Annotated in this window: 23 protein-coding genes; all 23 read right to left on the bottom strand. The window is 53.8% G+C overall.

What is annotated here, in order from left to right:
• Window positions 1-50 precede the first annotated feature (50 nt).
• The gene (locus HRQ60_RS13580) at window positions 51-3905 is read right to left on the bottom strand and encodes an S-layer homology domain-containing protein (RefSeq protein ID WP_172196371.1); all 3855 of its coding nucleotides are present in this window, start codon (window positions 3903-3905) and stop codon (window positions 51-53) included.
• A gap of 254 nt (window positions 3906-4159) precedes the next feature.
• Window positions 4160-5281: a glycosyltransferase family 4 protein gene (locus tag HRQ60_RS13575; protein ID WP_172196370.1), complete on the bottom strand. Its 1122-nt coding sequence runs from the start codon at window positions 5279-5281 to the stop codon at window positions 4160-4162.
• A gap of 101 nt (window positions 5282-5382) precedes the next feature.
• On the bottom strand, window positions 5383-6150 hold the full coding sequence (locus HRQ60_RS13570) for a WecB/TagA/CpsF family glycosyltransferase (protein ID WP_172196369.1): 768 nt from the start codon (window positions 6148-6150) through the stop codon (window positions 5383-5385).
• Window positions 6151-6159: 9 nt separating this feature from the next.
• The gene (gene csaB, locus HRQ60_RS13565; protein ID WP_172196368.1) at window positions 6160-7287 is read right to left on the bottom strand and encodes a polysaccharide pyruvyl transferase CsaB; all 1128 of its coding nucleotides are present in this window, start codon (window positions 7285-7287) and stop codon (window positions 6160-6162) included.
• A complete protein-coding gene (locus tag HRQ60_RS13560) occupies window positions 7260-9317 on the bottom strand; it encodes a DUF5693 family protein (RefSeq protein ID WP_425501677.1) in 2058 nt (685 codons plus the stop codon). Before HRQ60_RS13560 ends, csaB begins: the two co-directional genes overlap by 28 nt.
• Window positions 9318-9474: 157 nt before the next feature.
• A complete protein-coding gene (locus tag HRQ60_RS13555; RefSeq protein WP_172196366.1) occupies window positions 9475-11187 on the bottom strand; it encodes a phospho-sugar mutase in 1713 nt (570 codons plus the stop codon).
• A gap of 52 nt (window positions 11188-11239) precedes the next feature.
• Complete coding sequence (gene fabZ / locus HRQ60_RS13550; RefSeq protein WP_172196402.1) at window positions 11240-11671, bottom strand: 3-hydroxyacyl-ACP dehydratase FabZ; 432 nt, start codon at window positions 11669-11671, stop codon at window positions 11240-11242.
• Between the two features lie 186 nt (window positions 11672-11857).
• Window positions 11858-12076 (bottom strand): DNA-directed RNA polymerase subunit beta, encoded by a 219-nt coding sequence (locus HRQ60_RS13545; protein WP_343044685.1) that lies wholly within the window; start codon window positions 12074-12076, stop codon window positions 11858-11860.
• A gap of 92 nt (window positions 12077-12168) precedes the next feature.
• The gene (locus HRQ60_RS13540) at window positions 12169-12975 is read right to left on the bottom strand and encodes a flagellar hook-basal body protein (protein WP_172196365.1); all 807 of its coding nucleotides are present in this window, start codon (window positions 12973-12975) and stop codon (window positions 12169-12171) included.
• A 16-nt stretch (window positions 12976-12991) separates the two neighbouring features.
• Window positions 12992-13870: a flagellar hook-basal body protein gene (locus HRQ60_RS13535; RefSeq protein WP_172196364.1), complete on the bottom strand. Its 879-nt coding sequence runs from the start codon at window positions 13868-13870 to the stop codon at window positions 12992-12994.
• A gap of 162 nt (window positions 13871-14032) precedes the next feature.
• The gene (gene mreB, locus HRQ60_RS13530; protein WP_172196363.1) at window positions 14033-15031 is read right to left on the bottom strand and encodes a rod shape-determining protein; all 999 of its coding nucleotides are present in this window, start codon (window positions 15029-15031) and stop codon (window positions 14033-14035) included.
• A gap of 206 nt (window positions 15032-15237) precedes the next feature.
• Window positions 15238-16584: a UDP-N-acetylglucosamine 1-carboxyvinyltransferase gene (gene murA, locus HRQ60_RS13525; RefSeq protein ID WP_172196362.1), complete on the bottom strand. Its 1347-nt coding sequence runs from the start codon at window positions 16582-16584 to the stop codon at window positions 15238-15240.
• 163 nt (window positions 16585-16747) lie between these two features.
• Entirely contained in the window at window positions 16748-17020 is a 273-nt protein-coding gene (locus HRQ60_RS13520) for a DUF1146 family protein (RefSeq protein WP_425501676.1), read from the bottom strand.
• Between the two features lie 284 nt (window positions 17021-17304).
• The gene (locus HRQ60_RS13515) at window positions 17305-17727 is read right to left on the bottom strand and encodes a F0F1 ATP synthase subunit epsilon (protein ID WP_172196360.1); all 423 of its coding nucleotides are present in this window, start codon (window positions 17725-17727) and stop codon (window positions 17305-17307) included.
• A 31-nt stretch (window positions 17728-17758) separates the two neighbouring features.
• Window positions 17759-19159 carry a F0F1 ATP synthase subunit beta gene (gene atpD, locus HRQ60_RS13510; protein ID WP_172196359.1) on the bottom strand — a complete coding sequence of 467 codons (1401 nt, stop codon included), beginning with the start codon at window positions 19157-19159 and terminating at the stop codon, window positions 17759-17761.
• A gap of 24 nt (window positions 19160-19183) precedes the next feature.
• Window positions 19184-20050 (bottom strand): ATP synthase F1 subunit gamma, encoded by an 867-nt coding sequence (gene atpG, locus HRQ60_RS13505; protein WP_172196358.1) that lies wholly within the window; start codon window positions 20048-20050, stop codon window positions 19184-19186.
• A gap of 236 nt (window positions 20051-20286) precedes the next feature.
• Window positions 20287-21801: a F0F1 ATP synthase subunit alpha gene (atpA, locus tag HRQ60_RS13500; protein ID WP_172196357.1), complete on the bottom strand. Its 1515-nt coding sequence runs from the start codon at window positions 21799-21801 to the stop codon at window positions 20287-20289.
• A gap of 18 nt (window positions 21802-21819) precedes the next feature.
• Window positions 21820-22365: a F0F1 ATP synthase subunit delta gene (locus HRQ60_RS13495; protein ID WP_172196356.1), complete on the bottom strand. Its 546-nt coding sequence runs from the start codon at window positions 22363-22365 to the stop codon at window positions 21820-21822.
• The gene (atpF, locus tag HRQ60_RS13490; RefSeq protein WP_172196355.1) at window positions 22362-22847 is read right to left on the bottom strand and encodes a F0F1 ATP synthase subunit B; all 486 of its coding nucleotides are present in this window, start codon (window positions 22845-22847) and stop codon (window positions 22362-22364) included. The genes HRQ60_RS13495 and atpF overlap by 4 nt, the downstream gene beginning before the upstream one ends.
• A gap of 100 nt (window positions 22848-22947) precedes the next feature.
• On the bottom strand, window positions 22948-23172 hold the full coding sequence (gene atpE, locus HRQ60_RS13485) for a F0F1 ATP synthase subunit C (protein ID WP_172196354.1): 225 nt from the start codon (window positions 23170-23172) through the stop codon (window positions 22948-22950).
• Window positions 23173-23290: 118 nt separating this feature from the next.
• Window positions 23291-24106 carry a F0F1 ATP synthase subunit A gene (atpB, locus tag HRQ60_RS13480; RefSeq protein ID WP_172196353.1) on the bottom strand — a complete coding sequence of 272 codons (816 nt, stop codon included), beginning with the start codon at window positions 24104-24106 and terminating at the stop codon, window positions 23291-23293.
• On the bottom strand, window positions 24099-24569 hold the full coding sequence (locus HRQ60_RS13475) for an ATP synthase subunit I (RefSeq protein ID WP_172196352.1): 471 nt from the start codon (window positions 24567-24569) through the stop codon (window positions 24099-24101). The genes atpB and HRQ60_RS13475 overlap by 8 nt, the downstream gene beginning before the upstream one ends.
• Window positions 24562-24804, bottom strand: coding sequence for an AtpZ/AtpI family protein (locus HRQ60_RS13470; protein WP_172196351.1), 243 nt, complete (start codon window positions 24802-24804; stop codon window positions 24562-24564). Before HRQ60_RS13470 ends, HRQ60_RS13475 begins: the two co-directional genes overlap by 8 nt.
• Window positions 24805-24946 lie beyond the last annotated feature (142 nt).

Raw genomic sequence — 24946 nt, 5'->3', positions numbered from 1 at the left:
CCTACAGCCGGATTCGGGTTTTTCGAGTCTTCAGCGCCGTAAGAGCAGGCTTAGCTGAAGTTTTTCGGGAAGATGCTGGTACTCTTCTGGAGCAGTGCTACCGCGATTTTCGCAGCTTCCGCACGAGTCAGATTGGCTTTCGGGTTGAAATTGAAGCTGGCTTGCTTCTGTCCTGGGACAGTTACCGCTGCGCCCGACATGATCTTGGCACTGTTTACGGCCATGATTGACGGCAGCGAGTAGCTATCTGCTTTGGTCGAATCCAGGAAGGCTTTGGCCGCTTTAGCTTTGAGCTTATCGCCGTTGGCATCGGTCTTGAGCTTGAGCGCACGGGTGATCATGACCGCAGCCTGCTCGCGGTTAATCGGTTGATCCGGAGCAAACACTCCGTCAGTCAAGCCGCTGACAATCCCTGCGCGAGCTGCCGTTTCGATATGCGAGTAATCCCAAGTCGAGGATTGAGCGCCCGGAACCAGATCGACAAAGGTTTGTTTGCCGCCCGAGTTAAGCGGCAGCTGCAGTCCTTTGACGAGCAGCGTTGCGAACTCGCCGCGCGTCGTCTGGTCATCTGTACCGAATTGATCGAATCTCAGGTTGTTCATCAAGCCTTTGGAATACATGCCGTTCAGAATGTTCCGTGCCCAACCATGGTTAGTCACGTCCGTGTAGCTGCGGCTGAGCTTGACGACTTTGTAATAACCGAAGTCGTCAAATGGTACGGTGACGGTATGTTTCTTGGCATCGACGTCGCCGCCGATATTTTTCCATTGTCTATCCGCTCCGTAATGAAAGACCGAGATCGTCGTACCGGCGTCTTCAACAACGTTTTTATTATAAGCAAGTGTCAGTTCACCGCGCTGCGAAGGCGTAACGATCCGCTCCGAAGACATCGCCGGATCTCCGAACAAACCAGATACCGAATATGGAGCCAGGCCATTCGTTGGAGGAATGTAATCCGATTGACCTTGGTTGCCTCTTTCGCCTAATCCGCCGCTGATCCAGTAGACGTTCGATACCGGGGTGAAATTCCGAACGCTTTCTTGAGAGTTGAAGCGCAGCAGGTATTCGTCCGGAATGCTCCATGTCTTCAGGTTTGTTTCCGCTGTTGTCAGGCCGATCCCCGGGAAGCCGATCAGGTTGCCGTAGTCGTTGCGACGTTCTACGACGCCATCTGTTGGATCGGCAATACCGAACATCAGCTTCGTATCCGGATAATACTTGGTAATTCCGTTCAGTGTGGTGGATTCCAGTACGGTCCCTTTCGGTAAGCTGAGATCCAGCGATTTGTTGAATACACTGTACTTGGCTGCGACTTTCGGTGCCATATAAGCGGCATCGACCGCTACAGTGCCCGTATAGTACACGTCGACTTGGCCGTTGATTTTGCCGCCCGTTTGCTCGATCGTGAATTTGATCGTCGTGGACTTATCCTGCTTCAATCCCACGTAATCGTAAGTGAAACGGTCTTTGCCCAGGTCAGGACGTTTGAGTGCTTCTTCTTTGCCGAACTTTACGGAAGTCGCCCCTTCCGCTTCAATATCGAAGTGGATGTAGTTGCGTGTTACGACGTATTTGTCGTCTACGCTAGGCTGAGGTGCCAACAGGCGATACGCGCTGACTTCACGTACGATTTCGATCTTTTGGCTCGTTTTCGCTCCCGTATCGTTGATCAGATCCAGGGTATAGAAGTAACTTCCCGGATTTTCGGACAGCAGATCACGTACGCGCAGAACGAAATCTTTTTGGCTTCCCGCAAACTCGTACACGTACGTTTTGCCGTCGTAGACAAAGTTCCCGGTTCCCTGCGCGCTGTTACTGTCACTTGGGATAGGAAGAGTAAAGACCTGCTTAGTTCCCTGGCTGATAACCAACTGAGCAGCGCCGCTGCCCCGCGCCACAAGATCATGCTGTTTGAGGCTCGTCGTATACTTGTTATCGTTGTAGATGAAGTCTGTCGTCAGGTTGAACATTTTAGCTATATTTGGGTCTTCCGCGGAGAACTGGCCTGTAGGCAGCTCGATACGGTTGTTACTGGATGCCGGAATGAAGTTCGATACGGTGGACACGTTCTCATCAACCACATAGATTCGGAGTTCTTTCCGAATCTCGCGGCCGATTCCTTTTTCGTCTTTGCCCGTGCCCGTAAATACAATCCGGTTCTCGCCGAAGACCAGAGGTCCGGTTGCCGCGGAAACGCCAAGAGAAAGAGAGAATTTACCTTTGCCGCTAACCACGGTCGATTTGAAGCCCGAACCCGATGCCGGCGTAACGCCGTTCACGAATACTTCCGCTCCGAAGAAACTGTTATTCAAATCAAAACCGATATACTCGCCTTTGACGATGATCGTTTTGGACTCACTCGAATTCATCGTATACGTCTGCCCGTCCTGCAGGTTGGAGACGTAAATGTAGTTTTTCGATACGAACGAAATTTTGACGTCTTTGTACGCCGAAGCATCTTTATATTGGAAACGAACATTTTGCGTACCGTTCTGGAAATTGGTAACCCGATATACGAATTTGGTGTTTGAAAGGGTCTCAATCAGTTCCAAATTGATTGCGGCTACTCCAGTCGGCAAGTATTTGGCTTCCAACGCCGTGGTCGGAACACTGGACGTATCGACCTCAATCTCGAAGCTGCTGCCATTGACTTCGGCTCCGTTAAGAGCTTTCTTGGCTCCACGGTCCGAAGCGGACTGATACCCTTGCAGATAATACAAGCCAGTGATTACGGTTTGGCCCGGTTGGTACGTAAAGCTGAACGTTTTGCCGCGGTTTACGGTCGTTCCGTACGTCAGGCGAAGTTCATGGTTTTGCGTAGGCGAATCGGGTACGCCGTTGGTTTGTTTGAAAGCCATGTTCGGCAGTTCGAAGGTTACTACGCGGTAAGTCGGTACGACGCCGCTTGTTCCTTGAATCACCTTTTCCGAAATCACTGTGGCCTCTTGACCACTGCCTGTCTCATTGGGATCGACGATGATCTTGCCATCTACTTTGAATTCTTTTCCGTTATCCGGAATCAGAACCTGACCGGTAAGTGTAGGCGTTGTCGTCGCTGTCCAGGTCGGCTTGTCGTTCAGCAGATCCATATCGGTGTCGGTGTCTTTCAAACCGAGCGACGTGAACGGATTGGTCTCATCATAGTAATAAAGTTCATGATCGATAACGATGCTATCCGAGCCGTTTTTGATTTTGAATTTGAGTTTGTTCAGTCCCGGCAGCAGCTTCAGCTCCGGCGAGAAGAACGAACCGTCCGCCAATAGCGAAGTCGATCGATCTTCTGCTCCGTTCAGGGAGACTGTAACACTGGTAGAGTTCTGAACCTTGCCTCGCATCGTGATGCGTTCAAGCGGCACGACAACCTGTGTACCTTCATTCAAGTTTATCGGGCTGGAGCCTCCAAGGATCTGCAGGCTTTCGATATAGGCAACTTGATCGAACAAGACGTAAAACACTTCCGAACGAGTCATGCTGCCTTGTTGACCGGAGAACGTAATCATATTCATACCTGGATAGAGCGTAAGGCTTGCTTTGAAGCGATTATCGGGGCTTGTCGTGTCTTCGTTGATGACGCCCGGCGTCACTTTCGAGCTGTCCTGCGTCCAATTCCCGGTTGTCGGATTCTCGTTTAACTGCCGAACTTCAGCAGAAAGGGTAGAACCGGCTACTTTGAAATAACTGCCGTTAACCGAATAGTTACCGCTCGTTACGACCGGCACGTTATCGCGCTTCGGCTTGGTACCGCTATCGAGTTTGAAAAGGACCGTGCTGCGCAGCATTGAATCGTCCGGGCTGAAAAAGCTCGTCGTTACGTCGGCCGCCCGTGCCATTCCTCCCGGAATCAGCGTTATGACAAGCGCTGCAGCGAGCAGCAGGCTGATGAATGACTTAAATTTTGCTTTCAAAATATGTCCCCCTTAACTATTTTACGATTGTCAGTGATCGGAAACGACATCTTCAAATCAATCTCCAAAGCCTCGCTCCTTTCTCCTCGTTATGCTTTTTATCGGCCTTCCCTTTCTAATATGTTATAAAAACCCCCTTATTTTTTTGAATTCTTCCAAAATAGTCGGATAAACGAAAAAAAGCTCCGTTTCCGCCGAGATCGGTGGAAGCAGAGCTTTGGTTAGCGATGTCTACATGGATGAAGCAGGAACGCTTAAGGTTCCGTGCGGTCTCCCGGTTTGACCCGCAGTCGGGAAAGGAACTGCAGAACGGGCCGCTTGGTCTGTCCGACCAGCCCGATGACCTCCGCACCGATCTGCATAAAGAACATCATCACGCAGATGACGACGAAAGTCACCCAGTTTGCTTCGAACATGGCCGAAGCCGATTGAATGACGGCCAGGACTCCGAAGAATGCCGCGATTCCGTAGATAATCAGCACCGTTTGGCGGTGGCTGAATCCGAGTTCGCGCAGGCAGTGATGGAGATGGCCTTTGTCCGGCGCAAAAATCGGCTTCTTCTGAAGTTTGCGGCGCACAATTGCGAAGAAGGTATCCGACAGCGGCACGCCGATAATGATCAGCGGCGTGATGAAGGACAATACGGCGATCTGTTTAAAACCGAGCAGCGAAAGCATGGCCAGACTGAATCCCAGGAATAAGGAGCCCGTGTCGCCCATGAAGATCTTGGCGGGATGGAAATTGAAGAACAGAAATCCGATAATCCCGCCGAGCAGCAGAAGACAGAGCAGAGCGACAAGCAGATTGCCGTTGATCAGTGCCATCACGAGGATCGTGCCGATCGCGATACCGGATACCCCTGCTGCCAAGCCGTCCAGGCCATCGATCAGGTTGACCGCATTCGTTACGCCGACAATCCAGAAGATGGTCAGCGGAATGGCGATCCAGTTTTCAAGTGAAGAATAAGCATCCATAAAAGGGATATTTACGAAATTGACTTTGATATCGAATCCGAATACGACGACAGAAGCCGCAGCGATCTGAATAAGAAATTTGAGTTTGGCGTTCAGATCGAAACGATCGTCCAGGGCACCGGTGAGTACGATGATCGTACCGCCTGCAAGGAAGGCTTTGATGAAGTTCCCGTCTCGCTGCGACAATTCGAACGGAAGGAAAGGCATAACGGCCAGCAGCGCGATGACAAAAGCGAGAAAAATCCCAAGTCCGCCGAGTCTTGGCATAATGCGCGTATGCACTTTACGGGCGTTCGGTACGTCTACGGCTCCCACCTTGATGGCGAAGCGTTTGACCAACGGCGTCAGACCGAGAGCCAATCCGAGCGCAAGTACGAAACCGAGAATATAGACGATGACCATGATTGTCTCAAACCTCCAATGTGTTTCAACCGGGAATCATTATACCGCGCCCCGCGGCCGAATACCAGCACGAATATACGGATTCATCCGTAGTTCCCTGCTTATTTGACGCTTTTTTTCACTTTTTTGATTTTTTGCATAAACCGCGGCAGTGCCATCATGCGCGGCAGACGCGAAGGTTCCTTGGCCAAACGATAGAACCATTCCAGTCTCATCTTCTGCATGAAGACCGGGGCACGTTTCGTTTTGCCGGAAATGACATCAAAACTTCCACCTACTCCCATGATGACCGCAGCTCCAAGTTCATGCTTGTGGCGGGCAATCCAGGGTTCCTGCGTCTTGGCGTCCCTTGCGACAAACAGCAGATCGGGATTGGCTTGGCGAATATTCCCGATGATTTCGGCATTCTCCGCTTCTCCGAAGTAACCGTTGCGGACGCCCGCGATTCGAACTTTCGGATATTGTTTCTGTAACCGGCTCGCCGCTTCCTGAACCACTTCTTCCGCCGCGCCAAGCAGATAGGCGGTCCATCCCAGCTGCTCGCCGCGTTTCATCAGCTCGTGCAGCAGGTCGAATCCGGCGACGCGTTCGGCGACCGGATCCCCGAGCTCTTCCGCCGCCCAAACTACGCCCGCACCGTCCGGCACGATCAGTTCGGCTTCACGCATGGCCCGCATATTCTCTTCACTTTCGAGTGCGGCCATGATCATGATAGGGTTCGCGGTAATGACCTGATGCGGTTTGCCGGAAGCCACGGCGCGTTCGAGAACCTTTACGGTTCCCGCCATATCCAACTTCGACACATTCACTCCAAGGATTCGGGTAACCGGCACCTGTCCGATTCCATCCTCACGCTGGGTTTGACTCATAGGTTTCGCTCATCCTTTTTGTGCAAAATATTCGGCGATCGCCCGCGCGGGACGAGCCGCTTCCGCCTGCAGCGCGGCAATCAGCGGCTCCCGGTCCATTTTCCAGCTCTCGGCCTCGTCCAGCAGATGGGCCAATTCTTCGGACAACCGTTCGGGACGAACTTCTTCGCTCGTGCCGATCGCTTTAACCTTCAAACGGCTCAAGAAATTATCGATTTTCGGATCGTACGAGATGCCGGCCAGCGGCACACGCTGCGATGCGGCATAAATCAAGCTGTGCAGACGCATTCCGACAAGCGCCGAGCAGCGGCCGACTTCGAGCAGCATCGCCTGCGGATCTTCTGTCTGGCGCGTTGTAATCTTGGAGCCGAGCGAAGCGACGTCGCCCATACGCTCGATCACGTAGTTGGATGCCGCTTCATCATCCGGCAGATGGAAAGGCAGGAAACAAAAATGGACATTCCGGCTCTCTGCCAATTTGCGAAGGCCTTCGGCGATTCCCGAAAGTTCGGCGCGGTCCGAATTCCAAAACCGGACCGAGACGCCGATCTTCGGCAGATCTCCCGGTTTTTCGGCGGGAAATTTCGAGACGGCACCTGTCGGAAGCGGCAGTCCCATGACCGGATCCGGAACCACTTCGATGCGTTTGCCGTCCATTCGCATGGACTGCAGCAGCTGCGCCGACTCCTGATCGCGAACCGAGATATAATGGCTGCGTTTGAACGCACCGTGAATCAGGGGATAAAAAAGCTTGCGGCTGACCGGGCCTACCCCCTGCGCATAGATGAAGACCGGTTTGCCGATCCATTGAGCCAATCGGATAATGCCGACGTAATAAGGGATTGTTTTTGAACTGGTCGCATCCTGCAGCAGGCTTCCGCCGCCGCTGATCAACCCGTCGCTTTCCCGAATGGCCTGACGCACTTCCTTCATGCTCATCCGGTGTACCGCTTTGACGCCGTATATGCCCGAAGTCCAGGAAGGATCGCCGGACAGGACAATCGGTTCAAACGCGATACCGCTTCTTTTTCCTTCTTGCTCCAAAGCGGTCAGAATCGATTTGAGTACCGCTTCATCCCCACTGTTGCGGAATCCGTAGTAGCCCGAGATTACAATTTTGCGAGCAGCGGCGACCATTTCTTCCAACACCTTTCGATGATTTGCCATACGAGCACAAAGGCAAGAGCGACAATAATGCCGAGTCCCATGCCGAGCAGGTCGCGGACCAACGAGATCCAGAGCGGCGTATGAATATGTGCGAACGTATCAACCATGGAGAGCTGGCCGATGGACGCAATAATCATAATGTAGATCGCATGACGATATTTCAGAGCGATAAATACTCCAACGATAAAGATCGGATGTCCCATCAGGAACTCTTTGAAGCGCGGCCGGACACCTACCGTATTTTCAAGCAGGGTACGGAACGTTTTCTCAAGTCCGCTGGCGCTGCCGCTGTTGCCTGTACGCGACAGATAATACCAGCCTGCAACGGCCGCGACCAGAGCGATGGCTACCATAGCGAACGTAATCGGCATGCGCATAATCTTGCCGACGCTTCCGAAAGCCGAATTTTTACGATAAAAGAACACATACAGAGCCGTCAGCGCGATCGGGGCCAGGTGCAGCAGGCTGACTCCACGGAACTGATCGAGTACCAGCTGATACGTGACGTGGTTTAAGAGCGCGATAATGAACGGAACCGCGATCAGGGCCATGGCACTGGTACGAAGGAACAGCAGGATGCTGTGCGTCAATCGTCTGCCTACGCTAAAGTTCCGTCCGTTCTCATGGAGACGGTCGATTTTGCGTATCGCGAACACCATCGCGATCGTCGGAGCGCTGATGGCCGCAAACAAAGCCAGGGCTTGTTCCATCATATGCGGACGGAGCACATACAGCCCAACGGCTCCGATCAATCCCACTACAAAGGAAAGCAGCGTAAGCGGAGGAACAAAGATCGATACGAGCAGCGCAATCAGGGCAACTGCACCGAGGATGGAGATCCAGCGGAAATAGTTCTGTCCGGCCATTTCGGCCACTTCGAACGAAGACGCCGTTCCCATCTCGAAACCGTAATTCTGAATACGCTGGATCGCGCCTTCCGGTCCTTCCAGACTTTCGACGATATTCTCGAGCGTGTCGGTAATCCGGCCTTCGACACTGTTCGTCTGTACCGCCGTATGGATGAACATCATACGAATATTCCGGTCTTTCGCCGCGAGTGCGAAACGATCGGACAGAATTTCCGGATCCAGAGCCGAGTCTCGTCCGCTGAGCGAATACAGACGGACCACATTATAATTGGTTTCCTTGGCCAACGTCTCGAAACCGCGCTGCGCGCCCCGCAGATTCTCGATCGCAGCAATGCCGATTCCGCGTTCGTTGAGAAGTTCCGCAAAATGATCCAGATGCCGCTCATCCGGTTCTTCCGCATATCCCGGTACTTCTTCGCCTTCGAACAAGATACGGTCGACTCCCATCGCTTTGAAGCGATCCAGCAAAGACGCAAGCGCCTCCTCGTTGTAGACCGAGCTGTTACCCAGACGCGGAAGCAGTTGGAACCCGCCCGCTTCGATCTGCTTCATGGAGATCGGATCCGGCTCCATCGTTTTCAACACCGCGTTTTGTACCGGCGTCGCAATTTTCAACCCGCTGCGTCCATTCAACGACCAGTCTTCGACCGCGATCTCCTGACTTGCGAAAGCTTTGCGGATCATCGGTTCGATCTGCTGCTGGGATTCCGCATCCGTAAACAGCAAGTATGTAGCATTTTCGTTGGCCGTCAGCACCTTACCGGTCAGACGGGCCATATCCTGCTCGCTGTATACGGTGATTCTGCGAGCGTTGGACAGTTCGGTCAGGGTTGCTTCGTAGACCGCCATCGTATGAATGCCGGCGTCTTTCAATACCTTCAGCTGCTCTTTGATAAATGCGTTGGGATTTCCCTGATAAGAAGAAAGTTGAATCAGATCCCGGTAATCGAAAACCATTTCCACATTTTTGGACGTTCCTTCTGTCCGGATCCGATCATAAGCCACCGGGAGAGAAGCAACGATCCCCAAAATCACCAGGATCCATAATCCTTTTACTGCAGCCTTATTCCACTGCCGCCATTTCTGACTCAAGTTCGATATACCTCCTTGCCGGGCGTTAAGTCCCGGCATTGTTCAAGTTGATAAGTCAGACGCCTCCTGCCGAAACGCGCCGATTCGGCGCGCTTCGGCAAGAGGCATCGTCGGGACTTCCGGAAATCCGGCCGCTTCCCTATGAATTCCGGGGCGCGGCCGGGCTGATGTCAACTGCCAAACAGAATCATAGAACTTAGGCGTCTACTCGTGCCGTCACTGCCGTAACAAGGCGCTGTACGGATTCTTCCGCGCCCGCCAGCGAATCGCCGCGTACCGCGAAGTAGACTTTGATCTTCGGCTCGGTTCCCGAAGGCCGCAGCACAAACCAAGAATCGTCTTCCAGGATATACTTCAGCACGTTCTCCGATGGCAGGCCGTCGATGCCCTGCGCATAATCAAGCGTCTGTACGACCTTGACGCCGGCCACTTCCGTCGGCGGATTCTCGCGCCAGTCGGACATGATCGATTGAATCTTGGCCAAGCCGTCTTTGCCTTTCATCGTGCGCGATTCCAGACGTTCGATAAACGTACCGAACTGCGCATACAGGCTTTCGAGTACATCGTACAGCGTTTTGCCCTGCGTTTTGTAATAGGCGGCTGCTTCCGCAATCAGCATGGAGGCCAGTACGGCATCTTTGTCCCGTGCGTAGCTGCCAGCCAGATAACCGTAACTTTCCTCATAACCGAACAGGAAAGTATGCTCGCCCGTTTGTTCGAACTGGGTCATTTTTTCTCCGATATACTTGAATCCGGTCAGGGTATTCAATACTTCCGCTCCATAATGACGGGCAATGGCCGCACCCATCTCGCTGGTCACGATCGTCTTGATGACGGCTCCGTTCTTAGGCAGCGTCCCCGCTTCCTGCATACGTCCCAGTACATAATCAACCATAATCGCGCCCGATTGGTTGCCGCTCAGGACCACATACTGTCCTTCTTTGTTGCGTACGACAGCGCCCATACGGTCGCAGTCGGGATCGGTGCCGATCAAAATATCGGCGTTCAGCTCTTCGCCAAGCTTCATGGCGAGCGTAAACGCTTCGCGTTCTTCCGGGTTAGGCGATTTGACCGTCGGGAAATCCCCGTCCGGCTGCTCCTGCTCCGGCACGACCGCCACATTCTTGAACCCGATCTTCTCCAATACCTGGCGCACCGGCAGGTTGCCGGTACCGTGCAGCGGCGTGAATACGATCTGGAGATCGTCTCCCTGGCCTGCGGCCAACTGCTCGCGGCTCAAGGACAGACCGGCTACGGTCTCGATAAAAGCTTCGTCTTCCGCATCGCCGAGCCAGACCAGAAGTCCCTGCGCTTCCGCTTCTTCACGGGTGATCCGTTTGATTGCGGAAAACGACTGCACGCCCTGTACGAGGCTGATCACACGTTCCGCTTCGTCGGGAATCAGCTGTCCGCCTTCATGATTATAGACTTTGTAGCCGTTGTATTCCGGCGGGTTGTGGCTCGCCGTAACCATGATGCCGCCATCGGCCTGCAGATGACGCACCGAAAACGACAGCTGCGGCGTTGTGCGAAGAGAAGGATACAGCTTGGCCACGATTCCGTTAGCCGCTAACACAAGAGCCGCTTCCAGAGAAAATTCAGGGGAAAAGTGGCGTGAATCGTGCGCAATGATCACAGACGGCTGTCCGTCTTTGCCCTGCGCCGTTTCGAGTATGTACTCCGCCAGACCCTGGGTCGCTTTGCCGACCGTGTACCGGTTCATACGATTGCTTCCCGCGCCAATTACGCCGCGAAGTCCGCCCGTTCCGAATTCAAGCTCCCGGTAGAAACGATCTTCCAGCTCATCCGGCTGCGATTCCAGCCCGCGCAGCTCCTGCTTGGTTTGTTCGTCGATGCTTGGGTCTTCCAGCCATTGGCTGACTACCGCCGCGGTTTTTTCGTTCAACATATTTCTTGTACCTCCCTGTCCGGATTGTTGGGGTGAAGAGGCAGCCGTGCGACTATTCGCGGTCCGCGAGCGCAAACATCATGTCGCCTTCGGCTACTACTTTTCCGTCCACTTTCGCCACGGCGTGTCCTTTTCCGATCATTCCTTTGAAGCGGGTCATTTCGACCTCAAGCCGCAGCGTGTCGCCGGGCTTGACCTGGCCGCGGAAACGGAACCCGTCGATGCCGGCAAAAAAACCGAGCTTGCCGCGGTTTTCTTCCACGATCATCATCGCGACGCTTCCGACTTGGGCGAGAGCCTCAACTATTAATACCCCCGGCATGACCGGATAACCCGGAAAATGCCCGGCAAAGAAAGGTTCGTTCACGGTTACGTTTTTAATGCCGACCGCACTTTTGCCCGGTTCGACCTCCAGAATCCGATCCACCAACAAGAACGGCGGGCGGTGCGGAATAATTTCTTGAATCTGCTGCGAATCCAAAATCACATGCAAAACTCCCTTCAGCAATTTCCCCCATCATTATACAGTTTCCAGCAGCAAAAAGAAATCGCGGAAAACCGCAGCACAAAAAGAGCCGTCCGGTCGCAAAGACCCGAAGAACGGCTCCGATTCGCGTTTGGACACGGCTCTTTCTTCCAACAACCCCGATCAAGGGCGAAAATCATAAGGCTAGGGAGCGAAAACGAGGTCGAACACATGTCTCCACGTTTCGGGCCGAAGCGCTTCTTGCCATTCCTGTTTTCCCATATAGACATAACCGAACACCATACCTCCGGCCAGACACAACGCGAAAAAAAGCAGAAAAAGAGTAAACCGAAGCATCCGTCTGCCAAACGTTCTTTTGCGGCGTACGGGAACTTCGCTTTGCTCATCCATCACCTTTTCCACTTCGACTCCTCCTTGCCGCAAAGTCCGAAGCCCCGGAATGCATCCGGAGCTTCGGACTCTTTCATAATGAAGCTTATTAGTTTGAAATTCTATTATTGACGGATCCCGTTGGCGAGTGTCGCCATCGTATCGCTGGATGTGAGTGCTTTGGCAGCCAATTGATACGCTCTTTGAACCTGCAGCAGATCGGTCATCTGTGCGGTCAAATCGACGTTCGACTGTTCCACATACCCTTGTCTGACTTGAGCGGTCACTCCCGTATTCGTCAGCACTTCCGCTTCGTTTGCGCCTTCCGCCAGAACGAAGATGTTACCGTCCGTCTGTACAAGACCTTCCGAACGGTCTACCCGTGCTACGGAAAGCCGGCCGGCCGGTGTGCTTGTACCATTAGGATTCAGAGCGCGTACCGTACCGTCGCTGTCCACTTGCAGCTTGGAATTGGCAGGAATCCGGATCGGCTGACCATTGGTACCCATAACCGGGTGTCCTTGATTGGTCATCAGATAGACGTTCCGGGCATCATCGCCGAGCGAAGCCAATTGGAATCCGCCTTCGCGTGTCCAGGCTTTCTCTCCGTTCACCTGAACTTCGAAGACCCCGTTGCCTTCAATCGCGATATCCGACAAACTGCCGGTTTCTTTGAGTGGGCCTTGGGTCAGGTCGATCGTCACTTCGCTCATCCGGGCACCGAAACCAAGGTTAAAACCGGCATCCGTACGTCGTCCGTCCAGTTGGAAGTCTTTTCCCTGGCTCTGAACGCGGGTCAGCGTGTCTTGAAAGCTGCCTTGTTTGGCTTTGTAGCCGACCGTGTCGACATTGGCGATATTGTCCGAAATCAGGTCGAGCTTGCGCTGGAGGCCGTTCATTGTCACCGCAGCGCTGATCATCGAGTTATTCATGAATGTGCCTCCTTAGTTATACTCTTCCGACTTCGTTAACCGCTTTTTCCAAACTCTTATCATAGAACTGCACAACCTTCTGGTTGGCTTCGTAAGCGCGAAGGGCTGCCGTCATATCAACCATCGACTGGGCCGCGTCTACCGTGGAACGCTCCAGATGCCCTTGCTTCACATCGATCTGATCGGCGTCCGTCGCTGCGCGAAGCGAAGCCGCTCCCTGCGTTTTCTCCGTGAACAGCCCTTCGCCGTCGCGGGTCAGTCCGTTCGCCTGTTCCGCAACGGTGATGCCGATCCGTCCGGATGCCGCGCCTGTCGCTTTGTTGAAGATCGTTCCGTTCTCTCTCACCCAGTAGTCGTCCATGGAACCGGTCAGCACGATCGGCTGTCCATCCTGTCCGAGTACGTTACGATTCATCGAAGTCACCAAACGTCCGTCCGAAGACAAGTGCAGATCGCCGTCGCGTGTATAGCTTACGCCGCCCTGCGGATTTTCTACGTTAAAGAAAGCCTGAGGCTTGTAAATGGTATCGCCGTTTGCCTGAATCGCTTTGCCCGAAGCATCAAACACCACGTTTCCGCCCTGCGGATTCACGACCTGAATATCGGAAACGAGCGCCAAGTCGTCCGAAGACAGAGTCTCCGTCACGTCGCCCTGAACCATCATCGAAATGCTCTCTTCGGCAAACACACCGGTATTCAGCTTGCCGACCTGACGGTTATCGCGGCCTGCATCGCCGTTTTGCAGAGCGACCATCACTTCCGGGAAAGAACGTGCCGTGCTCTCCACCTGTTTGTATCCTGTGGTGTTCAGGTTGGCGATGTTCTGTGTAACCGTATCGTGTCTGCGCTGCTGCGTCATCATGCCTGCGGTAGCCGTATATAATCCTCTAAGCATTCGATGTGTTCCCCTTTCCGATATCGCGGATGCGGTTTGACTTCTGGAGGTGAATGAGTCAGGCTGTCATCGTCCGTGTCCATGCGGCTGGAGCTCCAAGAAAAAAGCCCCCGGCCTTGTTGTATTATATATCGGCAGATCCGGGAAATAGTTAAGCGAATTTTAAAACTTTTTTTTGGCTCTTTGATCGAGGTGGTCGAGCATCTTCTGCGTACCCTTGACCACGCAGTGCATCGGATCTTCCGCGGTCCAGACCGGCACTCTCAACTCGTGTGCGAGCAGATCGTCCAGGCCGTGCAGCAGGGCCCCTCCGCCTGTCAGAACGACGCCGCGGTCGATAATATCGGCGGACAGTTCCGGAGGTGTGCGTTCCAGTACCGATTTGGCGGCACTAACGATCAGCGCAACCGATTCGTCCAGCGCTTCCTTGACCTCGGCCGAAGTCACCGATACGGTGCGAGGAAGACCGCTGACCATATCGCGTCCGCGGATATCCACTTCCGCCTGACGGCCGTCCGGATGTACGGAAGCGATATTGATCTTGAGATCCTCCGCCGTCCGTTCGCCGATCAACAGCTTATATTTATTTTTAATGTAACGGATAATCGATTCGTCGAAGGTGTCGCCTGCCACTTTGATCGAGGAAGACGTTACGATGTCGCCCATCGACAGCACGGCCACATCTGTCGTTCCGCCGCCGATATCGACGACCATGTTGCCGCTTGGCTGATAAATATCCATGCCTGCGCCGATTGCCGCCGCTTTGGGTTCTTCTTCCAGGTAAACGTCTTTCGCTCCGGTACGCTGGGCCGCTTCACGGATCGCTTTTTGTTCGACGGAAGTAATATTGGTCGGCGCGCAGATCAATATCCGCGGATTGCTGTACCAGCTTCGTCCGCCTACTTTATTGATAAAGTAACGCAGCATCGCTTCCGTAATATCAAAGTCCGCGATAACGCCGTCACGCAGCGGACGCACCACTTCGATATTGCCGGGCGTACGTCCGACCATGCGGCGTGCTTCTTCGCCGACAGCCAGAACGCGTTTCGTTTCTCTCTCCACGGCCACAACCGACGGCTCGTCGATCACGACTCCCTTGCCCTTCACGTAAATCAGCACGTTCGCCGTGCCCAGATCGATCCCGATATCCTTGCTCAACATGTCTTTTCGCGGCCTCCAGCATCCTTGTTATTCGGCTTTTTTTACTGCGCGCTTCCGTCGGCGCCCTAGAAACTACCAGCTTTTAACATACCATATTTATAGGGCCTACATCAACGGGCATTCCGCGGAAATCGGGACCAAAAACGCAAAAAATCCAAGTTCAAAAGAACTTGGATTTGCAAAGCGGAAAGAATGAAGAGGAAAGGTTAAGCCCAGGTCGGCTGAACGGTGAAAGCCGGCGACTCGCTGCGCACAGCCGTTTCCGGTACCGCTGCCGTTTCCTTGGAAACTTCCGGCATCGAAACGCGCCAGATGTCCGCTCCAAGGCCTACCAGCTTTTCGGTCAGATTGACGTAGCCGCGGTCGATGTGATGCGTACCGCCGACTTCCGTCGTACCTTCCGCTACCAGACCGGCACAGATCAAGGCTGCACCCGCACGAAGATCCGTCGCCGTTACTTTGGCGCCGACAAACTTCGTTTCGCCGCTGACGAACGAAGAACGTCCTTCGACTTTGATCTCGGCATTCATCAGACGGAACTGGTCGACGTGCATAAAGCGGTTTTCAAATACCGTTTCGGTCACGACGCTTGTTCCGGTTGCGCTGAGCAGCAGAGCCATCATCTGCGACTGCATGTCGGTCGGGAAGCCCGGGTACGGCAGCGTCTTGATGTCGACAGCCCGAAGCGGCTTGTCGGCAATCACGCGGATTCCGTTCTCGTCCGGCAGGACCGTAACGCCCATTTCTTCCATTTTGGCCACGACAGGTCCCAGGTGGTCGGCAATAGCGCCTTCCACATAGACGTCGCCGCCCGTAATCGCAGCCGCTACCATGTAGGTACCTGCTTCGATCCGGTCCGGAATCACGGTGTGCGGAGCCCCGATAAGCTTCTCGACGCCTTCGATACGGATCGTGCCCGTACCTGCGCCGCGAACCACTGCACCCATAGCGTTCAGATAGTTGGCCAAGTCGACGATTTCCGGCTCTTTTGCCGCATTCTCGATCGTCGTTGTGCCTTCAGCCATTGTAGCTGCCATCATGATGTTTTCTGTCGCGCCTACACTGGCTACGTCGAGATAAATCTTCGCACCGCGGAGTCTGCCGTCGCTTTTGGCTTCGACGTATCCTTCGCCCAATGTAACGGTCGCTCCCATCGCCTCGAACCCTTTGAGATGCAGGTCGATCGGGCGCGTACCGATTGCGCAGCCGCCCGGCATCGAGATGCGGGTAGAGCCCAAGCGCGCAAGCAAAGGCCCCATTACGAGGAAGGAGGCGCGCATCTTGCTCACCCATTCGTAAGGCGCTTCAGATGAAGTCAGATTCCGTGCATCTACGCGGATGACTTCATCCTGGTATGTAATGCCCGCTCCTAACGATTCCAAAACTTTGTTAATGGTCATAACGTCGTCAAGAGGAGGCGCATCAGAGATGACGCTAACTCCTTCTTGTCCCAATAGACTGGCAGCGATGATAGGAAGCACCGAATTTTTGGCACCGCTAACTTTGACGGTTCCGGTCAATCGTTTGCCGCCGCGGACGATAAATTTGCTCATCTACGTATTCCCTCCGCGCGTTTAATTTGCGTTTAATTGTTTGTGTTTGTGGTATTGTGCACATGCCGGTTTAGAAAAACCGGTTCATCTTTTGATTAAAGGGGCCAAACAAACCTAATCACTGATTAACCCAAGCGTTCCGACTTAAAACAATTTCATGACTTTACAAGCCCAATCTGAGCAGCTGCGACCATCCGATGTAATCCAACATGAATTTCGCGACGAAATGCCCGAGCACAATCGCCAGCAGTACATGCAGCATTTTCCCCTGCGGACTCTGCGGATGACGGGTAATCAAATCGAGCTTCAAATTCTGCAGTGCCCACCAGGCCAGAATGATACAGCCCAGCGATACGACCATAGACAGAATGCCGGAGACCCCGGTTTGCGAGAAAGATTCGAGGGCGCTTCTCCCCATCGTCTTCACTCCTTTCATTCGTCTGGTCTTGCTTTGCATCCGCACATCGGTATTTTTGCGGACTCCTCTATAATACTGGGAAGTGAGCGAAGAATCCAGCACATTTCAAACAATTTTTACAAAAAGACGCCCATAACTTCCCATAGATGCCCGTTCTTTGCCTTTTGCTTGCTCGCTTAAAAAATGTAAGCGTTACATCCGAACCAGGCGCTTTCAAAGTCCTTTCCTTTTATCGGTTGGTATTTCCGGGGAAATAAGACTTGATGCAAAAAAAGCCGATCTCCGAAGAGACCGGCCCTGCATTATTTGTTGACATGATCCGTCGAAGTGACTCCGATTCGAGTCATGGCACGTTTGAGAGCGAGTTCCGCACGGCGGTGATCAATCTCGTCCTGATGCATTTTGATGCTTTCGATCCGCAGCTCAGCTCTTTCCAGGGCTGCGCGAGCGCGATCGACATCGATGCTTTCCGGCAGTTCGGCGCTTTCGGCCAATACAACGACCTTGTCGCGGCGGACTTCAAGAAATCCGCCGTGCACAGCGATATGCGAACGTTTACCGTCATGCTGCACGGTAAGCGCGCCGATTTGAAGCGGAGCGACCGTGGCTACGTGGCCCGGCAGGACGCCCATATCGCCTTCTACGCTTTTGGCGATGATACTGGTGACATTACCGGAGTAAATCAAACGCTCCGGCGTGACGATTTCCAGCAAAAAGGTGCTCACTTCTATCCCTCCTCACCCGAAGCATGGAAGCTTACAGGGTTTTCGCCTTTTCAACGGCTTCTTCAATCGTGCCGACAAAGAGGAATGCCGCTTCCGGCAGATTGTCGTGCTTGCCGTCGAGAATTTCACGGAAGCTGCGGATCGTTTCCTTAACCGGCACATAACGGCCTTTGAGGCCCGTGAAAGCTTCGGCAACGTGGAACGGCTGCGACAGGAAGCGCTGAATTTTACGTGCGCGCGATACGATGATTTTATCATCCTCGCTCAGCTCGTCCATACCGAGGATGGCGATGATGTCCTGCAGCTCGCGATAGCGGGCCAGCAGCTGCTTAACGCCTTGGGCAACGTCGTAGTGCTCTTCGCCTACAACGTCCGGAGCCAGAATCCGCGAACTCGAAGCCAGCGGATCGACGGCCGGGAAGATACCCATTTCGGAGATCTTACGCTCCAGGTTGGTTGTTGCATCCAAGTGGGCGAAAGTCGTCGCCGGAGCCGGGTCGGTATAATCGTCCGCCGGTACGTAGATCGCTTGGATCGACGTTACGGAACCGGTTTTGGTCGAAGTGATCCGTTCTTGGAGCTGACCCATTTCGGTAGCAAGCGTAGGCTGGTAACCTACGGCCGAAGGCATCCGGCCCAGCAGGGCGGATACTTCCGAACCGGCTTGGGTAAAGCGGAAGATATTGTCGACGAACAGAAGAACGTCACGGCCTTCTTGGTCGCGGAAATATTCCGCCATGGTCAGACCCGTCAGAGCGACGCGAAGACGCGCACCCGGAGGCTCGTTCATCTGGCCGAATACCATCGCCGTTTTGCTGATAACGCCGGATTCTCTCATTTCGTGATACAAGTCGTTGCCTTCGCGCGTACGCTCGCCAACGCCTGCGAATACGGAGATACCGCCGTGTTCCTGGGCAATGTTATTGATCAATTCCTGAATCGTAACCGTTTTGCCTACGCCTGCACCGCCGAACAAACCGATTTTACCGCCTTTTGCGTATGGAGCCAGAAGGTCGATAACCTTGATGCCGGTTTCGAGCATTTCAGCCTGTGTCGACAGTTCGTCGAACTTGGGAGGCTCACGGTGGATCGGGTTGCTGACAGCAGCTACCACTTCGCCCGCTTCATCGATCGGCTGACCAAGAACGTTAAATACGCGGCCCAGTGTAACTTCGCCGACCGGTACGGTGATTGGAGCACCCGTATCGACCGCCGCGCTTCCGCGCGTCAATCCGTCGGTGGAAGACATCGCGATGCAGCGCACCGTGTTGTCGCCCAAATGGTTGGAAACTTCGAGAGTCAGTTCGATCGTCTGGCCGTTTTCCGTCGCTTTTTGAACCTTGAGCGCATTGAGGATTTCCGGAAGCTGACCACGTTCGAATTCCACGTCGACAACCGGACCCGTGATGCTGATGATGCGTCCTGTATTCATGCTTGGTTTTCCCTCCTACAAGCTTCAGCTTTGTGCGGCGCTCGCGCCCGCCACGATTTCGGTAATTTCCTGGGTAATGGCCGCCTGGCGCGCCCGGTTGTAAGTCAATGTATATTCGTTGATCAGCTTGGATGCGTTCTTGGTTGCCGAACCCATTGCGGTCATCTTGGCTCCAAGTTCGCTCGCTTTGCCTTCCAATACGGCTTTGTAAATGAGTGTTTCCGCATAACGCGGCAGCAGCTCACCAAGTACGACTTCCGCCGAAGGCTCGAATTCGTAGGACTGAAGCGCGCCGCCATCGAAGGAGACCGGCTCCATCGGCAGAAGGGCTTCAACCTGCGGAATTTGAGTAAGTGCATTCACGAACTGGTTATAGCATAAGTATAGGGCGTCGGTATGTCCCAGCTCGTAATCCTGTACCGCACGTGCGGCCACCGTTTTGATATCCGCAAAAGAAGGCGAATCGGACAATTCCGTTACCGTTTCCGCGATCTCGATTCCGCGTCTGCGGAAGTAATCGCGGCCTTTGCGGCCGATCACGTACAGCACGTACTCGTCCGGAGACGAATGCCGATCGCGAAGCTCGTTGGATACGCGGCGCAGAACGTTCGCGTTATAACCGCCGGCCAGACCGCGGTCCGAAGTGATGACGAGATAAGCCGTTTTGCGGGCTTCCCGTTTCTCCAGCATCGGATGACGGATTCCCGTACTTGCGGATGCGATACTCGCTACCACTTCACGCAGTTTCTCGGAGTACGGACGTGCCGCTTCCGTCTTTTCCTGCGCGCGGCGCAGCTTGGAAGCTGCTACCATCTCCATCGCCTTGGTGATCTGGCGGGTATTCTGGGTACTCTTGATCTGACGCTTGATCTCGCGTATTCCTTTTGCCATTTTGTTCACCTCCAGACTTTGCGAAGCAAAGTCACTTCGTAAGCATCTACCACAGACTTTGCGAAGCAAAGTCACTTCGTAAGCATCTACCACAGACTTTGCGAAGCAAAGTCACTTCGTAAGCATCGTGCCCGATCAGGAAACGTACGCGCAAAGCCGCTCTCCCCTTGCGGAGAGGATGCGGCTTTACCCATTCGCAGCCCTAGGGCTTATCTTAAAGACCTGCACAGCTGCGATTAAGCCGATGTCGCAAATCCTTTTTTGAACTTTTCGATTGCGGCAACCAGTGCCTTCTCGTTGTCGGACGTCAAGTCTTTGGTCTGGATGATCGAGTCCAGGATCGCTTGATGTTCAGTCGTCATGTACGCGAGGAATTCGCGTTCGAAACGGCGAACGTCGGCAACCGGGATATCGTCAAGCATGCCTTTGACAGCCGTATACAAGCTTACGACCTGCTGTTCGACCGACAGAGGCTGGTTTACGCCCTGTTTGAGGATTTCCATCATACGCGCACCGCGGTTGAGGCGGGACAGCGTCGATTTGTCGAGGTCCGAACCGAACTGCGAGAAAGCCTGCAGCTCCCGGTATTGAGCCAGATCCAGACGCAGGGTGCCGGCCACTTTCTTCATGGCTTTGATCTGCGCGGAACCGCCTACCCGCGATACCGAGATCCCGACGTTGATCGCCGGACGCTGACCGGAATAGAACAGGTCGGATTCCAGGAAGATCTGTCCGTCGGTGATCGAGATTACGTTTGTCGGAATGTAGGCCGATACGTCGGAAGCCTGCGTTTCGATAAACGGCAGTGCCGTCAACGAACCGCCGCCGCGGGCATCGCTCAGCTTGGCTGCGCGTTCCAGCAGACGGGAGTGCAGGTAGAAGACGTCACCCGGATAAGCTTCCCGACCCGGAGGACGGCGGAGCAGCAGGGACAATTCGCGGTAAGCGGCAGCCTGTTTCGACAAGTCGTCGTAGATGACCAGCGCGTGCTCGCCTTTGTACATGAAGTATTCGCCCATTGCGCAGCCCGCGTAAGCGGAAATGTACTGAAGCGGAGCCGGATCCGAAGCCGATGCCGTAACAACGACCGTGTATTCCAGCGCGCCGGTACGACGCAGGGTTTCTACAACTTGGGCAACGGTGGACTGCTTTTGTCCGATTGCGACATAGACACACTTCACGTTGTTGCCTTTTTGGTTGAGAATGGTATCGATTGCGATCGTCGTCTTACCCGTTTGACGGTCGCCGATGATCAATTCGCGCTGTCCGCGGCCGATCGGAACCATCGAGTCGATGGCTTTGATCCCGGTCTGCATCGGCTCATGAACCGATTTCCGGTCGATAACGCCCGGAGCGGAACCTTCTACAGGGCGGAAGTGCGGCGTATCGATCGGACCTTTGCCGTCAACCGGCTGTCCGAGCGGATTGACAACGCGTCCCAGCATGGCTTCGCCAACCGGAACTTCCATAATGCGGCCCGTACGTTTAACCTGGTCACCTTCACGGATATCCTTGTAAGGACCGAGGATAACGATACCGACATTGTCTTCTTCCAGGTTGAGGGCCATGCCCATTACCCCGTTGGAAAACTCAAGCAGTTCTCCCGACATTACATTGTCGAGTCCGTGCGCACGCGCGATACCGTCGCCGATTTGAATAACGGTACCCACTTCGGCGACTTCGATTTCATTTTGATATTGTTCGATCTGGCTCTTAATCAGCGTGCTGATTTCATCAGGTCTGATACTCAAGTGGTTTCCCCCCTGTCACTATGCTTGTCTTTCAAAAGACTTTTCGAGACGGGCCAACTTGCCCGCCAGACTTCCGTCGTAGAGCGTATTGCCGATAACGACTTTCGCGCCGCCAAGCACACTTTTGTCCACGATATTTTGGATCGTGATTTTCTTGCCGGTCAGCAGGCCAAACCGTACAGACGCTGCCGATTTTTCTTCTTCGGTCAAAGGGAAAGCGGTATATACCCTAGCGTCGGCCAAGCCGAGCGCTTCATTGGAGATCTGCTCGTAACTCTCGCGCAGTTCGCCGAACAGCTGTGTCCGACCCCGTTCGATCAACAAATCGACCGTGCGGATGACCGACACGGATACGCGGCCTTCAAAAGCGCTGTTCAGCACTTTTTTCTTGTTTTCCACGGATACACCGGGCGAAGATACGAACTTGCGCAGGGCCGGATCGGACGCGAAAGCTTCCGTAATGGCACGCAGCTCGGCCTGGGTCTCGGTCACTTTGCCTTCGGCGAAAGTCACTTCGAACAGTGCGCGCGCATAACGTTTCGCGACCCGCGTGTCGCGGCTCATGATTTCGTCCCTACGTCTTTCAGGTACTGATCGACCAGGCCTTCGTTCGATTTCTCGTCGATTTCCTTCTCGATCAGCTTGGAAGCGATCTGAACGGAGACTCGGCCGACTTCGCTGCGCAGGGCAGCCATGGCTTTGTTCTTCTCGCTCTCGATGTCGCGGAGAGCTTCGTCTTTGAGGCGAACCGCGTCTTCCTTGGCCGAGGCGATCATCTGATCGGCCTGCTTGCCGCTGGTTTGTCTGGATTGTTCAATAATGTCGTAAGCTTCCTTACGCGCCTGCTGGAGAGCTTCTTTCTGTTGTTCCACGTATGCGGACGCTTCTTCGCGTGTGGCAGCCGCTTCGTTAAGCTGGCTGAGCACCAAATCACGGCGCTTCTCCATCATGGACATCAGAGGTCCAATCGCGTAACGATTCAGCAGCAAGTAAAGAATGATGAAAGCGATCAGCGTAATTACTGTAGAGGTCCATACAAATTGCACTAAGGGTCACTCCTTTCCAGGCTCGTCAATCACACAATCAGTTCAAAAAGAAGGCGCGGAGGCTGCTGCCATCCCCGCCATGGTATGTTTCGAAAAAGTATTAAGCCGCTGCCCAGAAGATGAAGGCAAGAACGACACCGATGATCGGAAGGGCTTCGACCAGACCTACACCGATAAACATTGTAGTTTGCAGCGTGGATTTCGCTTCCGGTTGGCGAGCGATACCTTCTACCGTTTTGCTGATGATCAAACCGTTACCAATACCCGCGCCGAGAGCGCCCAAGCCTACTGCGATTGCAGCGGCGATAAATGCCATAGGTCCCATTAATAAAATCCTCCTTGGTTTGTTGAACTTGAATTTTATAGTCAGCCGAAGCTGCGGTCCGTTGAAAGAACGCATTCCGGCTTAAGACTCGTGTGCCGCATTGCGTTCTGTAAGATGCCTAATGCTCTTCGTGCGATTCGATCTTCTGAGATATGTAAACCATAGCCAGGATCATAAAGACGAAGGCTTGAATGGCGCCTACAAAAATACTGAATCCTTGCCATACCATCATCAGCGGAATCGCAGCGATCATACCGACCACATTGACCGCAGCCAATTTCAGGATCACGCTGATCAAGACCTCGCCGGCAAAGATGTTGCCGTATAGACGCATGCCGTGCGTGAGCAAGCTGGAGAACTGTTCGATCAAGTTGATCGGCAGGAAGACGGGATACGGTTCGAGATAGTGTTTGAAATAACCTTTGGCATTGTTCTTGATCCCCAGGAAATGCACCATCACGAATACCAGTGCGGCCAGCGCCATGGTAACGGAAACGTCGGCGGTAGGCGACTTCCAGAACGCAACCTCGATATGAGGATGTGCGGTTCCGGCAGCGGCTGCTGTGTTAAACGCATCGACGACGGAGACAATCGGTTGACCGAAGATGGTGGCATCTTCCACATGTTCGTATCCGAACACGATACCGAATGGAAGCCCCAGCATGTTGCTGACGAAGATGAACATAATCAGCGTAACGCCAAGCGTGATAAACTGCTTGCCTTTCTTCAAGTCCATTGTCCCGGCAATCTGGTTCTGAACGAACTCGATCACCCATTCCATGAAGTTTTGAAGTTTGCCCGGATTCTCGATCGACAGGTTGCGTGTGGCCAGCTTGGCGATCAGGAAGACGACCAGGCAGCTCACAATCAGCATCGTAATGATCGAAAGGTCGAACGGAATTCCTCCGAGCTCGATTATCGGAGCTTCATGCATTTTTTTCACCCCTTTCTTCAGCTAATCTTGCTTTCTCTTTCCGCCGCTCTTCGAAAAGGGCCATTTCGGCCCGGCTTTCTTCGCGATTCGCGGCGATACCCGCAATCAGCAGAATGAACGGAGCGACGACCAGACTTCCCAACAAGGCCTGCAAATTGACTTCGTGCGGAAACTCGATCGCGACGACGATGGCGCCGATCGCTGCGAGCGCACGTAAGGAAAACCCCAGTCCGCCGCGGGACTTTCGTCCTTCCGCAGCGGCTTCGGTAATCTTTCTCACTTTGTATCCCAAATAGTAGGCACTCATACAGCTTACGCTGGCTCCGAGGCCGATCCCCAATACAACCGGATGATGGTGGGGAGCAATCAGCATCCAGACCGCGCCGATCAACAAAACGGTATAGGTGACGCGCGTTAAAAGCCGCATGTATTTCGGTAATTCGCTTTGCGGATATTCACTCATCGCTTCCCTCCAAGACTTTACGGACGATGGCATAGATGCCAAACGCTCCAAGGACAAGGCCGATCAGCACGCCGAACCCGATCCACAGACCGGAGCCGCCCAGCTTTTCGTCCATCCAGCGCCCGAAGAGAAACCCGACCATCGTAAAAACGGCAAGGTCGATACCAATCGCGCTGACAAGCCCGATGGCTTTCCACGGGCCTTTGTTAAGACCGGTTTTCGTATGCTTGTTCATCGGCTGTCAACCTCATAATCCCCATTCATTTTACTGAACAGTAGGAGTTATTGTCAATTCGACGAACTTTTCCTTTTGAAGGGTCAATCCCGCACCACTCCAAGGTTTTAAATTCGCAGAACGACTCCTCTCCGCGGTGTTT

Source organism: Saccharibacillus qingshengii, assembly GCF_013185195.1.
Taxonomy (GTDB): Bacteria; Bacillota; Bacilli; order Paenibacillales; family Paenibacillaceae; genus Saccharibacillus; species Saccharibacillus qingshengii.
Note: the sequence above shows the minus strand (reverse complement) of the source record. Positions and strands in the feature narration are given on the sequence as shown.